Annotated in this window: 4 protein-coding genes; 3 read left to right on the top strand and 1 reads right to left on the bottom strand. The window is 65.4% G+C overall.

Translation table 11 applies throughout. The annotated features are described in order from the left end of the window. The first annotated feature begins 171 nt into the window (after positions 1-171). Positions 172-1,701 carry a UDP-N-acetylglucosamine 1-carboxyvinyltransferase gene (locus ABZ576_RS07745; RefSeq protein ID WP_360737166.1) on the top strand — a complete coding sequence of 510 codons (1,530 nt, stop codon included), beginning with the start codon at positions 172-174 and terminating at the stop codon, positions 1,699-1,701. A 419-nt stretch (positions 1,702-2,120) separates the two neighbouring features. On the opposite strand, the gene ABZ576_RS07740 is transcribed toward ABZ576_RS07745, so the two are convergent. Further along, complete coding sequence (locus ABZ576_RS07740) at positions 2,121-2,879, bottom strand: calcium-binding protein (RefSeq protein ID WP_360737163.1); 759 nt, start codon at positions 2,877-2,879, stop codon at positions 2,121-2,123. A 624-nt stretch (positions 2,880-3,503) separates the two neighbouring features. Between ABZ576_RS07740 and ABZ576_RS07735 the strand changes: the two genes are divergently transcribed. Together ABZ576_RS07735 and ABZ576_RS07730 are read left to right on the top strand one after the other, a co-directional pair. Beyond that, a complete protein-coding gene (locus tag ABZ576_RS07735; protein WP_360737161.1) occupies positions 3,504-6,983 on the top strand; it encodes a LamG-like jellyroll fold domain-containing protein in 3,480 nt (1,159 codons plus the stop codon). 198 nt (positions 6,984-7,181) lie between these two features. Beyond that, a complete protein-coding gene (locus ABZ576_RS07730; protein WP_360737159.1) occupies positions 7,182-13,646 on the top strand; it encodes an RHS repeat-associated core domain-containing protein in 6,465 nt (2,154 codons plus the stop codon). The last annotated feature ends 1,072 nt before the right edge of the window (positions 13,647-14,718 follow it).

Here is a 14,718-nt window from a genome sequence, read left to right as displayed (position 1 = left end):
GCAGCAGGGTTGCCGGGACGACCGAGCGCCGCGCGACATTAGATGATTTGCCCGGTTCTTTCCGGGTATTGTCATACCGTTGGGCCAGGCGCTGTTGACGGACCGTCACCGACACCACCTGAACGGACCCCACAGCGGGCGCCATCTCATATCTGAGATAACCTCAACCTCATGTCAGACGACTACCTCGTACGCATCGGCAAGCTCATTCGTGACGCCCGGCAACACCGGGGCTGGACGCAGGCACAGCTCGCGGAGGCGCTCGGTACCAGCCAGAGCGCGGTCAACCGCATCGAGCGCGGCAACCAGAACATCAGCCTTGAGATGATCGCCCGTATCGGTGAAGCCCTGGACAGCGAGATCGTGTCGCTGGGCTACGCGGGTCCGATGCATCTGCGCGTGGTCGGCGGCCGCCGCCTGTCCGGCGCCATCGACGTGAAGACCAGCAAAAACGCGTGCGTGGCGCTGCTGTGCGCCTCGCTGCTGAACAAGGGGCGCACGGTGCTGCGCCGGGTGGCGCGGATCGAGGAGGTGTACCGCCTGCTGGAGGTGCTCAACTCCATCGGCGTGCGCACCCGCTGGATCAACGACGGCGTCGACCTGGAACTCGTCCCGCCCGCCGAGCTGGAGATGGCCTCGATCGACGCCGAGGCCGCCGTCCGCACCCGCTCCATCATCATGTTCCTCGGCCCGCTGCTGCACCGCGTGGACCACTTCAAGCTGCCGTACGCCGGCGGCTGCGACCTGGGCACGCGGACCATCGAGCCGCACATGATCGCGCTGCGTCGGTTCGGTCTGGACATCGCGGCCACCGAGGGCCAGTACCACGCGCGGGTCGACCGCTCGGTCCGTCCCGACCGGCCCATCGTCCTGACCGAGCGCGGCGACACGGTGACCGAGAACGCGCTGCTGGCCGCCGCCCGGCACGACGGCGTCACGGTCATCCGCAACGCCTCCTCCAACTACATGGTCCAGGACCTGTGCTTCTTCCTGGAGGCGCTGGGCGTCAAGGTGGAGGGCATCGGCACCACCACGCTCACCGTGCACGGTGTGCCGAACATCGACGTCGACGTCGACTACTCCCCCTCCGAGGACCCGGTGGAGGCGATGAGCCTGGTGGCCGCCGCGGTGGTCACCGAGTCCGAGCTGACGGTGCGCCGAGTGCCGATCGAGTTCCTGGAGATCGAGCTGGCGGTCCTGGAGGAGATGGGCCTCGACCACGACCGCAGCCCCGAGTACTTCGCGGACAACGGCCGTACCCGCCTGGTCGACCTGACGGTCCGGCCCTCCAAGCTGGAGGCGCCGATCGACAAGATCCACCCGATGCCGTTCCCCGGCCTGAACATCGACAACGTCCCGTTCTTCGCGGCGATCGCGGCGGCCGCCTCCGGCCAGACCCTCATCCACGACTGGGTCTACGACAACCGGGCGATCTACCTGACCGACCTCAACCGCCTCGGCGGGCGGCTCCAGCTCCTGGACCCGCACCGGGTGCTGGTCGAGGGCCCGACCCGCTGGCGCGCCGCCGAGATGATGTGCCCGCCGGCCCTGCGGCCCGCGGTGGTCGTCCTGCTGGCGATGATGGCGGCCGAGGGCACGTCGGTGCTGCGCAACGTGTACGTCATCAACCGCGGTTACGAGGACCTCGCCGAGCGCCTGAACTCGATCGGGGCGCAGATCGAGATCTTCCGGGACATCTGAGAGCCTTCAGAAAAGGCGCCGACACACCCCTTCCGACGCGCATGAACGTGAGACGAGAAGGGGTGTGGCGGCGCCTCTGGGGCTTCTCTGGGACTTTTAGCCGGGCCGAAGGCTTCCGGTCGCCGCGCGATTCCACGTTACTGGCCGCTTCGAGTGGCTTCGTAAGATCCCGGAGCCTCCCCGGCTTGCTTTTTACCCTCAGCGGATCGGGCCAAGAGCCCTGAGTTGTGACGGCGGCCGGCCGCGAAGCCTGGCCGACCGTACGAGCGGCGGGGCCCCCACTTTCCCAGGACCGCCGTCAGCAGGATGACGGCAGCTCACAGCCCACGCCGACGCGTCCGCCTCGCACATTAGGGAACGGGCGTCATGATCCAATTCGCCGGGCTGCTGGAGAGCAGTGTCGCCGAGATCAGCCCTGTCTACCGTACGTCGACGAAGTCGCCTGGTGCGTTGACGGCCGCGGTGGTGGTGTTGCCTGCGTAGCTGTAGCGCCAGTATCCGTCCCGGCTGGCGGTGACGGTGGTCTTGAGGTAGCCCGTGGAGCTCGACGTTACGGTTTTGACGGTGCTGTAGGCGCCGCTGGGCGTGCGGAACTGCAGGCGTACGGGCTGGTTGGCGTACCCGTGATACCTGGAGTCGGTCCAGTTGACTCGGCTGAGTGCGCCGGTGATGGTGATGGGCTTGCCCTTGACCACGGGCTCGGGCGAGGCGTTGGCCGTCAGCTTCGAGGCGCGCTGGATGTTGACGGACGCTGCGGATTCCTTCCAGTGATAGTCGCCGTCCTTGGCCGTTGCGTTGACGTGGAGCCGCCAGGTTCCGGCATCGGGGTTCTGGAGGAACCCTTCACTTAGCATGAATTGCCAGGTGCAGCGTGTGGTGACGTCGTTGGACACGGTGCATTCCGGTTCACGTACTGCTGCGAGGCCGCCGGTGGGGTCGGTGATGGGCCCCCTGTACAGGAACGAGTCGATGTAGTCGATGCCCTCGGGGTCGCTGGCGGTGACGGTGACGGTGAAGGACGCCCCTGCGGACGTTCCGCTCACGACAGGCTTGCCGCCGTTGATGGAGGCGGAGAGGACCTGCGTGTCCCCCACGCGGGTGTCCGCAGTGGCTGTCGAGGTGCACAGGCATGTGATCGTAAGTGAGGCGACGACAGTCGCGGCGGCACGCTTGGCCATGAAACCCCCAGTGGAACGCCAGTCCCCTGCGCGATCAGGGGTAGTTGAAGCAGCGGGGTGATGCTAATCGCCTCGCATCCGCGCCTCTGTTCTCAGTAGGGCATCTGTCGAGCCTCGCTCCTTGCGTGCTGATGAGTTCGCTCGTTTGCACCGGCTGTAGCCGCCCTGGCTGGAACCGGCTGGCCCTGCTGGCAGGTTGCGGGGACGTTGCGTGGCAGGAGCGGCGAGCAACCACCTGCGAGGCGGTTGGCGAAAGCGCATGCCGTCCACATGTTTGCTGTATGGAAGATTCGCAAAGGTTGTAAGGACGTCATGTGATCGTCTTCACAGTTACTGCATGCATGGTTCGTTGCATCAAGCACCTACTTGGACCGATTTCCGGCACTTGAACGCTTCCTTACGTGATCTTTAATCTGCCGCGACTTGTACTTTTCTGCGGGTAGTTGGGGTTGAGGCATGGGAGTGGGGCATAGTCGGCGTCGATGGCGCCGGCCCGCCGCAAGAGCGGCCGGAGCCGTCGTGTCGGCGGCTGTAATAGCCGGCCTCTTGGGCGGGACTTCCGCCGCAGGCGCGTCCGAGGGGGACGGCGGTGGCGCCGATACGAGCGTTGGTGGGTCTTCCACCGTGCCGGCGAACGACGAGGCGAAGGGCCGCGCGTTCTGGGAGGACGACGGGCTTCCGGCCGAGTCGGCGGAGTTGAAGGCATCCCGCAAGGCCGCGGAGACCGGTCGGCGGGTTCCGGTGCAGGGCTTCACAACGGAGACGAACCAGGTCTTCGCGAACGCGGACGGCACGTTCACTGCGGAGTCCTCCGCGGTGGTGGAGCGTGTCCGAAAAGACGGCGTGTGGACGCCGGTGGACACGACCCTCGTTCAGCAAGCCGACGGCACCCTGGCGCCGAGGGCCGCGCACAACATGACCCTGTCCGGCGGGGGCAGCGAGGAGCCGCTCGTTCGGTTCGAGCGGGATGGCCGCGCGTATGAGGTGTTCTCGCCGTGGTCGCTGCCTGATCCGGTGCTGGACGGCTCGCACGCCGTGTACAAGCAGGTGCGACCGGACGTGGATCTGGTGGTGCAGGTATTGCCGGACGGCTTCACCCAGAATCTCGTGGTGCGCACTCCAGAGGCCGCAGCCTCGCTGGGCAGCATCGACTACCCGGTCCGCACGAAGGGCCTGAAGGTCCGCACTCAGGGCAGCGTGACCGCATTGGTCGACGACGGTGGACGGCCCACTTTCATCAGCGGCTCACCGCTGATGTGGGACGCCGGCACCTCCAGCAAAGAGACCGGTCCCACCACCATGATGGGATCGGCCGAGTCAGCCGGTGACGCCGACGCAGCAGGTGAAGCCGCCGATCCGGTCGATGCAGTCACCCCGGAACCCGACTCCCGCACCGCAGTTGCGGATGCGACGCTGACCACCGACCGGTTGACCGTGGTACCGGACCAGGAGTTCCTCACCGACCCGGACACTTCGTATCCGGTGGTGATCGACCCGCCGACTGTGTCCGCGAAGCTGGTCGGCTGGACATCGTTGTGGTCCAACATGCCCGGTACGTCGTTCTGGAATACCAGTCATGCCCTGGGGGTGGGCTACGACGCGTTCGTGGACAACAAGAAGTCCCGCTCGATCTTCCAGTTCGACACCCGGGCAGTGGCCGGGAAAAAGATCCTGCACGCAGATTTCGCGGGCTACGAGATCTGGTCGGCCAACTGCACGAAGAAGGACATCGAGCTGTGGCGCACGTCCCCGATCAGCTCCGGGAGGACGTGGTCGAGCCCGCCGTCATGGAAGGCCCGGGTGGACACCGTGTCCGCGGCCAAGGGCTTCTCCTCCGATTGTCCGGACGGCTCCGTAGAGTTCGACGCCACCGCCGCCGTGGCCTACACGGCCAAGGCCAAGGACACCACCACCACACTGGGGCTCCGCGCGGACGAGGGCGACCCGCTGGCGTGGAAGCAGTTCATGTCACCCAAGGACGACCGCATCACGGCCGAGCGCAAACCGAAGCTGTCGATTGCCTACGTCAGCGTCCCGAACACCGCACCGTCCTATGTGAAGGTCGCCGATCCGAGCACTGCCTGCTCTGCCTCGACCTCCCCGCCCTACATCCGGGACGAGACTCCGCGGTTCACGGCCACTCCCACATCGGCGGATGGCTCGCAGGCTGTAGTGCGACCGGAGTTCGAGCTGTACACCGGCAGCAGCACGACCCCCACGACCTATCGGCCGTCGGCATGGACGAGCAGCGGCACCGCCGGCACCTGGACACCGACCCTGGACAGCGGCAAGACCTACCACTTCCGCGCCCGGACGCAGTACAAGGCCACTTACGGCGGAGACACCCAATACGTATACGGACCATGGTCTGCATCCTGCTACTTGAAGATCGACGCCGCTGGTCCGCCACAGCCGACGGTGACCTCGGTGAACAACGTCTACCCGGAATGCGCGGGTGAGACTTGTGCTAACTCGCCGGAGACCGGCAGCGTCGGCATGACTGGCCAGTTCAAGATTTCAGCCGGGGCCACAGACGTGCGTCGCTACGTCATCCGGCTGAACGGTGTGATTGTCGAGGACAAGACCTACACCACGAACACGAGCACCCATACAGTCACGATCACACCGAACAAGCGCCTGGTTAACGTGCTCCGAGTCCAGACCTATGACGCGGCTGGCAACCCGGGCACGAGCAAGGACTACTTTTTCAACGTGGCCAAGCCCTCGGCACCGCTAGCCGTGTGGAAGCTGGACGAAAGCACCGGCACCGCCGCCTCCAACGCCCAGGGCACCAGCCACCCGCTCACCCTGGACACCGCGTCGTGGTCACCCAAGGGCCGCAACCAGGCCGCCTGGAAGGGAACGGGCAACAACTACGCGGCCACGAGCAGCAAGGTTGTTGACACCACAGGCAGCTTCTCCGTCTCCGCCTGGGCCAAACTGGCGCGCACCGACACCATCGGAACGGTCGCCAATCAAAACGGCGCCAACATCGGTGCCTTCCAGCTGTACTACTCCGATGCCTACGGCAAGTGGGTCTTCAACCGATACGACCAGGACACCTCGTCCGGGGCCACCGTGGTGCGGGCGATCTCCACGACACCGCCGGTGGCAGGTGCCTGGACCCATCTGCTGGCCGTGTACGACCGGCAGGAACAAGAGCTGAGGCTGTACGTCAACGGCCGCCTCGAGGCAACCACTACCTATACCGCGCCGTGGGCTGCGAACGGACCCTTCGAGATCGGGCGGATGAAGGGATCGGCCGGTCCGTCGTCGTACTTCGATGGTGAGCTGGACCATGTCCAGGCTTACAACCGGGTGGTCTTCCCGGACGAGCTCGCTCCGCTGGTGAACCTGGAAGACCCCGCGACCGGGAATCCTAGAGCCGAACTGCTCGCCCACTGGCAGATGGACGAGACCCTCGGCACCACGGCCTCTGACGCCACAGGCCGCGGCAACACACTCACCCTGCAGCCCGGCGCAAAGTTCGTTACCACCGACGACTACGGGCACGGCAATGCCGTCGAGCTTGACGAGCCGTCCGAGGGACACCTCACCGCACCGGTACGGCTGGACGAGTCCGGCAGCTTCACGGTGGCCGGATGGGTCAACCTTGCAGCCCAAAGCCGCCTGGACGACACCACCCGAGCCCATTCACCCACCGTGTTCGCCCACCCCGGTGACCAGCGAAACTCCTTCCGCCTGTGGTATCGGCAGGAGATCGGCCAGGCGGTTGGCGACTGGAACTTCGGCACCTATGAGTCCGACGTCCTCAACGGCCCTGCTGCCACGACGGCCTCCGACGAGGTCAACCCTCCGGGTAACTGGGTTCACGTCATCGGCGTCTACGACTCGGCGAATCAGTCCGCAAAGCTCTATGTCACCGGTGAGCGACAGGGCGCCGAAGAGGGCGTCCTGGTGGACAAGGTCTTCCAGCCGACCGGACCGCTGATGATGGGCCGCTCCCGACGCCACGACAACGGCACCTGGGGCAATCCGCTCCCGGGCCTTCTTGACGACCTGCGGGTCTACGCCGGCGTGCTGTCTGAACAGGAGATCAGTGAATTGTCGAAGGTCGACGAGCCTCCCGTCGACATCGGCTGAATCTGACAGCGCTGCGCCGACTGAGCCGCAGCCGTGATTTCTGCGGTGTGCCGGGCCGCCCTGACCCGGCACACCGCTTCATTCCGACAGAAGGAACCCACTGTGACAAGGCGCAGATTCGCGCTGTCCTCATGGTCATGGCAGCGGGCGGGAAGGCGCAGGCTGACTGCAATCAGTCTGCCCGTCACCGCCGCTGTGATGGCCACGCTGCTGGGCGCGGCCCCGGCAGAGAAAGCCGGTCGCGACCACACCGCGCTGCCCAAGCCGAAGTACGGCAAGGCCGTCGCCTTCAAGGCCAAGGCGCAAAAGAGGAACGACCCGACTGTCGCGGCCACCGCCAAGGCCCGGAAGCAGGCCGCTACCAAGCCCGTCTGGCCCACACCGGGCTCCGCAGTCGTGGAGCTCCCCACCGGTGCAGGCCATAAGGCTGTCAAGGCGAAGGGGATGCCGGTGACGGTGGCCGCCCCCACCCGCCCCAAGGCCAAGACCAAGGCGAAGGCCGCACAACTGGCGTATGCACCCGGCGGTGCCAAGGTCACCGTTCTGGATCGCAAGCTGGCCAAAAAACTGGGCATCGAGGGCCTGGTGCTGTCTGTACAGCGCACCGACGGCAAGACCAGCGCATCTGGTCTGTCCCTGAGCGTCGATTACAGCGGCTTCGCTCACGCCTATGGCGGTGCCTGGGCCTCCCGCCTGCGCGCCATCGAACTGCCGGCCTGCGCACTGACCACTCCCAACAAGCAGCAGTGCCGCACCACGCACGTACTGCCCACCAGCAACGACGCCGAGCACAGCACCCTCACCACCCAGGTCACCACCCGCCGGGCCACGAGCGCGGCCGGGACAACGATGGTGGTGGCGCTGTCCGCGGCCGCGTCCTCCGACCAGGGCAGTTACCAGGCCACCCCCCTGTCGGTGTCCTCCACCTGGGCAGGCGGCGGCTCCAACGGCGACTTCACCTGGTCCTATCCGATGGATGTGGTACCCGCCCCGGCGGGTACGCCCCCGACGGTGTCGCTGGGCTACTCCGCGCAGAGCATCGACGGACACACCTCCTCCACTTCCGCCCAGCCCTCCTGGGTGGGTGAGGGCTTCGAGGTACCGACGTCCTATATCGAGCGTTCATACGGCTCCTGCGACGACGACGGCCAGGACGGCAAAGCCGACCTGTGCTGGAAAGAAGACAACGCCTCCGTCGTCCTGAACGGGAAGTCCAGCCCACTGATCAAGGACGCCAACGGCTGGCATCTCAAGAGCGACGATGGCGAGAAGGTCACGCGCGGCACCGGCGCCGTCAACGGCGATGACGGCGACGATGGTGACAAGGGCGAGTACTGGACCATCACCGCCACCGACGGCACCCAGTACGTCTTCGGCAAGAACCGTCTGCCCGGCTGGTCCGACAACGGTACCGCCGCCGACGACCCCGTCACCAACTCCACCTGGACCGTGCCCGTCTTCGGCGACGACTCCGGCGAACCCGGCTACTCCGGCGGGACCACCTTCGCGGGTCGGGCCAAGAGCCAGGCATGGCGCTGGAACCTCGACTACGTGGTTGATCCGCACGGCAACGTCACCAGCTACTGGTACTCGAAAGAGACCAACTACTACGCCAAGAACGCCTCCACCGGTAACGGAACCGCCTACAACCGAGGCGGCTATCTGAGCCGTATCGACTACGGTCAGCGCTCGGACACCCTCTTCAGCAAGCCTGCCGCAGCCCGTGTGAAGTTCACGGTCGCCGAGCGGTGCATACCTGTCAGCGGTGGGGAAACCTGCACCTCTCTGACCGCGACGAACAAGGCGGCTTGGCCGGATGTGCCGTTCGACCAGATCTGCGCCGCCAACACCACCTGCACCGATCGCAACGCGCCGTCATTCTTCACCCGCAAGCGGCTCACCGACGTCACCACGCAGGTCTACAAGGGCACCGGCACCGGCGCGGACACCGACTTCCGCGACGTCAACGCCTGGCACATGGAGCACTCCTTCCCCGACCCGGGCGACGGCTCCGCCCCTGGTCTGTGGCTGAAGAGCATCCAGCACACCGGCAAGTCCGGCAGCTCGCCGATCACCTTGCCGGCAGTGACGTTCGAAGGCGTCCAGCTGCACAACCGCGTCGACAAGACCGGTGACGACGTTGTGCCCTACATCAAATGGCGCGTCCGAAGGATCACTTCCGAGACCGGCTCGGTCGTGACCGTCAACTACTCCGACCCCGAGTGCCTGGCGGACGCCAACCTGCCCACGGCACTCGACAAGAACACCAAGCGCTGCTACCCGGTCAAGTGGATCCCGCCCACCAACCCCACCAGTGGGGAGGACCCGCAGCCGCGCACCGACTTCTTCCACAAGTACGTCGTCACCCAGGTCACCGAATCCGACCCGACCGGCGGCGCACCGCTGAAGGAGACCAACTACAGCTACACCGGCGGCGGTGCCTGGGCCTACGACGACGAATCACCCATCTCGCCGGCCAAGTACCGCACCTGGGGCATCTGGCGCGGCTACAACACGGTCACCACCACCGTCGGTGAAGCCTCCGGCACCCGCTCGAAGATCACCGCGCTGTACTACCGCGGCATGGACGGCGACAAACAGACCAGCGGAACCCGCAGTGAGACGATCACCGACTCCCAGGGCGTATCCAAGGCCGACTCCGAGGAGTTCGCCGGCCAGCTCCGCGAGGAGATCACCTACAACGGCACTTCCGGTCAGGAAGTCTCCGCCAAGGTCATCACCCCCTGGTCGCGACAGACTTCGAGCGACGGCCACTCTTACGGCACCGTCCGCGGCTACATGGTCCGCACCGGTACCGAGGTCACCCGCACCCGCCTGAACAGCGGCAGCACGCTCACCTCCACCTCAACCACCACCTACGACCCGACCAGCGGCCTCCCTCTGACCGTGGAGACCGACGCCGGCGGATCGAAGGACTGCACCCGCACCTGGTACGCCACCGACGAAACCAAGTGGATGCTCTCCTACCCCAAGCGGGTGGAGAAGGTCTCCGCCGACTGCTCGGTGACGCCCAACCGCACCAACGATCCCAAGACCACCGACCTGGTCTCCGAGACACGCGTTTCCTACGACAACCAGGCTTACGCAGCCGCCCCGACCAAGGGCGATGCCACCCGCACCGAGCGCCTCGTCGGCTACAACACCGACGGATCCGGCCAATACCAGACCGTCAGCACCGCCGCCTACGACACGCTGGGCCGCCCGACGGACACCTGGAACACCAAGGGCACCCGAACCAAGCACATCGCCTACACCCCGGCCACCGGCGGACCCGTCACCCAGACGGCGACCACCAACGCCGCCGGCCACACAGCAACCGCCGAGCACGCTCCCGACTGGGGAGTGGACCTCTCCCGGACAGACGCCAACGGCAACCGCACCGAACTCGCCTACGACGCTCTCGGCCGCCTCACCGACGTCTGGCTGGCCGACCGCGACCGCGCGGCCGGGCAGACGCCCAGCCAGAAGTACGAGTACAAAGTGCAGTCCGGTGCCGCCTCCTGGGTGGCGACCAAGTCCCTGAACAACGACGGCACCACGTACCTCACCCAGTACGCCATCTACGACGCACTGCTGCGCCCGCGGCAGGTCCAGGTGCCCGCTGCTACCGGCACCGGCCGGGTGATCTCCGAAACCAAGTACGACACCCGCGGTCTCGCAGTCGAAACCGCCGCACAGTACATCGACAGCAAAGCCCCCACCGGCGCCCTCGCCACGCTGATCACTGCTGCACCCGCCGGCACCGAAACCATCTTCGATGGCGCGGGACGCCCCACAGTGCAGAAGAACCTGGTCAACGGGCAGGAGCACTCACGCACCACCACTACCTACGACGGCAACGCGACCACCGTCCTCCCGCCCGACGGCGCCCCGGCCGTCTATGAGGAATACGACGCCCGCGGCCGCCTGGCGGAGAAGCGCGAGTACAACGGCAACACTGTCACCACCGACTACAGCGGTTTCACCTACGCCTACGACCACGCCGACCGCCTGAAGACGGTCAAGGACGACGACGGCAACATCTGGTCCTACGGCTATGACTTCCTCGGCCGGCAGACCAGCGCCTCGGACCCCGACGCCGGCAGTTCCACCACCGAGTACAACGACCTCGACCAGGTCGTCGCCGCGACCGATGCCCGCAACAAAACGATCGGCTACACCTACGACAACCTCGGCCGGCAGACCGCCCGCGTCAACGGCGCCGTGCCCCTCGTCGACGGCGTGCCCACCCCCGACGACGCGAAGATACTGGCTCGCTGGTCCTACGACACCATCGCCAAGGGCCAGCTCACCTCCAGCATCCGCTATGTCGGAGGCAAGACCGGTGACGTCTACGCCATCACCAACGCCTCCTACGACAAGCTCTACCGGGTGCTGAAGGAGCAGTACACGATCAGCACCAAGGAAGGAGCACTCGCCGGCACCGGCGCCTACGCCATCAACAACACCTACAACCTCGACGGCACGCTGCAAAAGCGCACCATCCCCGCCATGGGCGGGCTCGCCGCCGAGACCCTCACCTACGGCTACACCTCCACCCGGCTCCCGGACACCCTCCAGGGCCTGACCGGCATCGTCCAGAACACCGACTACCTCCCGGCCGGCGAACACATACGCACCACCCTGGGCGTCTCCTCCTCCGCCGACTGGACCGACATCAACTACTCCTACGAAGACGGCACCCAGCGCCTGGCCCGCCAGACCGTCGTCTCCGAAACCCACACCGGCACCGACGCCGACGTCTACTACCGCTACGACAAGGCCGGAAACCCCACCGAGATCGACGACCGCTCCACCAGTCCAGGCGACAAGCAGTGCTTCGACTACGACGGCCACCGCCGCCTGAAGACCGCCTGGACCGCCACCACCGACTGCGCCACCACACCCACCGCCAGCACTGTCGGCGGCCGCGCACCGTACTGGCAGAGCTTCACCTACGACTCGACCGGAAACCGCAAGACCGCCACCGACCACCTCGCAACCGGAGGCGCTGCCACCACCACCTACACCTACAAGACCACCGACCAGCCCCGCCCGCACGCCCTGGCCAACACGGTCACCAGCCTGGCCTCCGGCACCCAGACGACGAACAGCTACACCTACTGGGAGAACGGAGCCACCAAGACCCGCAACCTCAACGGCACCACCCAGACCCTCGACTGGGACGTCGAAGGCGAACTGGAAAAGGTCACCGAAGCCAGCGGCGCCACCACCACGTTCCTCAACGACGGCGACGGCAACCGGCTCATCCGCCGCGACGACACCGGCACCACCCTCTACCTGGCCGAGACCGAACTCCGCCTCGACAAAGCAGGCGGAAACGTCACCGCCACCCGCTACTACACGCATGCCGGCAAGACCGTCGCGATGCGCACCCCAAGCAACCTGACCTGGCTGTGCACCGATCACCACGGCACCGCTGCCCTGCAGGTCGACGCCGCCACCCAGGCCCTCACCCGCCGCCCCTCCAAGCCGTTCGGCGAGGACCGCGGCACTGAAAAACCCGCCAACTGGCGCGGCGAAAAGGGATTCGTCGGAGGATCCGAAGACCCGACCGGCCTCACTCACCTCGGATCCCGCGAATACGACACAACAACCGGACGCTTCATCAGCGTCGACCCTGTCGGCGACCTCAAAGATCCCCAACAGATCAACGGCTACGCCTACAGCAACAACAATCCGGTCACCTTCTCCGACCCTGACGGCGAGTTCTTCGACCCGATCTCCGGCGCAATCATGCTGGCAGTCATCGCGGCAGTAGCCGCAGTCGCGGTCGTCTCAAACGGCAGCGGACACGCTGGCGGCGGCGCCTCATCCGGCGGGATACCCATCACGGGCAGCTCAAACTACAGCCAGAGCGGCAGCCCTGGTGCGACGTGCTACAACTTCTCCGGCGGATATACCGTATCCGTTTCGTGCAATGTCGAGCCGTCAGACCCCCAGTCACACGGAGGCTGGAAAGAAGCAGTTGCAGGGGCCGGACACTGGCTAGCAGAGCTCGCCGATATTGGCTCGTCCGCGCTCAGTAAGCCCCTTTGCAAGATCGGGAAATGCAGTGTCGCTGACGCGTACGAAGAATTCGTCGACAGCAAGGGCGTCGACACCGACTCCTCGCTATACCAGGACACACAAACCAGGCTTGACATCTACAGCGTACTCGGCGCTGGCGGAGCCGTCCGGACACTAGGGAAAAAGCTCCTCAAGACCGCTAGCAAGAAGATGGACGTTCCCGTTACCAGTGCGACAGCCGCTGAAGGTTCCGGTGCAGATTTGCCTGGCCGTGCCGGGGTGAAAATACCTGGACGCCTGAGTGGTGACCAAATGGCAGCATTGAGTGAGGAACACGGAGTCGAGTTCGCTCTAATCTACCGAGCTGGAGCTGGACGTAATGGTGGTGGCGGAACCTACTGGCTCTACTCCGGCAAGGCTCGATCTGTGAGCGTCCCTGTCGATGATGATGTGCGCTGGATCGCACACACTCACCCGGGTGGTACCCCATACGCGAGCCGGGGTGACTTGAACGTGTTGGCGGCCCTCCGGAAGGCCGGGTCACCACAGGTATCCAGTCAAGTTGTCCTACCCGATGGTTCCGCCATACGGTATGGAGGACGCTGGATGAGAGATGGGACATTCGCTCCATGAGCTTGAACGACTTTAGTTACCTCTGGGAATCTCCAAAGGGTAGATACATGCTGATCAGTGTCGACGAATCAGCTGACGAGGGCGGACTAGTGATCTACGACCTTTCCAGTCGATCCGTAGAACTTCTCGAGGATGACGACCTCCACGATGAAGTTATTCGACGTATGCGCGCAGCCGGCGTAACCATCATGGATAGTTTCCCGAAGTAAGTGAATGTTAGAAGCCTCCTCCGAAAATGATTGGGAGGAGGCTTCTGCATTTTGATGGAAACGGTGACGGTAACGTCAGCCGACAAGCGCTACACGGGCGGATCATGGGCCTGATCGAAGTGATTGATTGAGTGTCTCAATGACTTGACATGGAAGTGAAGCCGGACTGTTAACGTCGTGATCGCGCCGATGTAGGCGCGGGCGAAGATCTTTCACCTGCTGTTTCCTGCACCCGCTCCGTAGCTAGCGTCGGACTGATCATCAGACCTGTGTTTCTGCAGCCAGGCGCGATATCCCTCTGGCTTGGTTGCCTTCACCAACTTCTGCACTGTTGTGCCCGCGCTGGAGGGCCTCCTACGCAGCCGCCGTCTGCCGTTCTACACGTCGCAGGGCCGATCGGGCGGCGGCCTCGATCGACTCCAGCATTGCGAGCACCCACCGCGCGGCGACATCGCGGCCACCGACGCCCGCCCCCAGCTAACGCACGGTGCGGTCGATCCGCTCGAACAAGGTGGCATCAACGGGGAACTCCCCGGAGGACAGTCGGTGCAAAACAGTGCGGCAGAACGTGACGCCGTCTCGGCCTCCAGGATGAGCTGCAGCTCCGGCGCAGCCGGCGTCGGCAGTCCACCGAACCAGGCATGCCGAACGCCGCGAACGGCGAACCGCCTGGGGGGCGGAGCGGAGGCGAGATGATCAAGCTGCCGGGCCTGCTCCGCGGTCTGTTCCATCAGCCGGCGGACGCTGGCTTCGATCCCCTCCAACTAGGCGTCCGGGATGCGAACCGACTCCAGTTCTCCGTCAGCCGGGGGTTCGATGGATTCGGACATGAGAGAAACGACCTCCTGAGTGCCGCCGAAATG

This window comes from Streptomyces sp. NPDC013455, from assembly GCF_040632975.1.
Lineage (GTDB): Bacteria > Actinomycetota > Actinomycetes > Streptomycetales > Streptomycetaceae > Streptomyces.
Note: the sequence above shows the minus strand (reverse complement) of the source record. Positions and strands in the feature narration are given on the sequence as shown.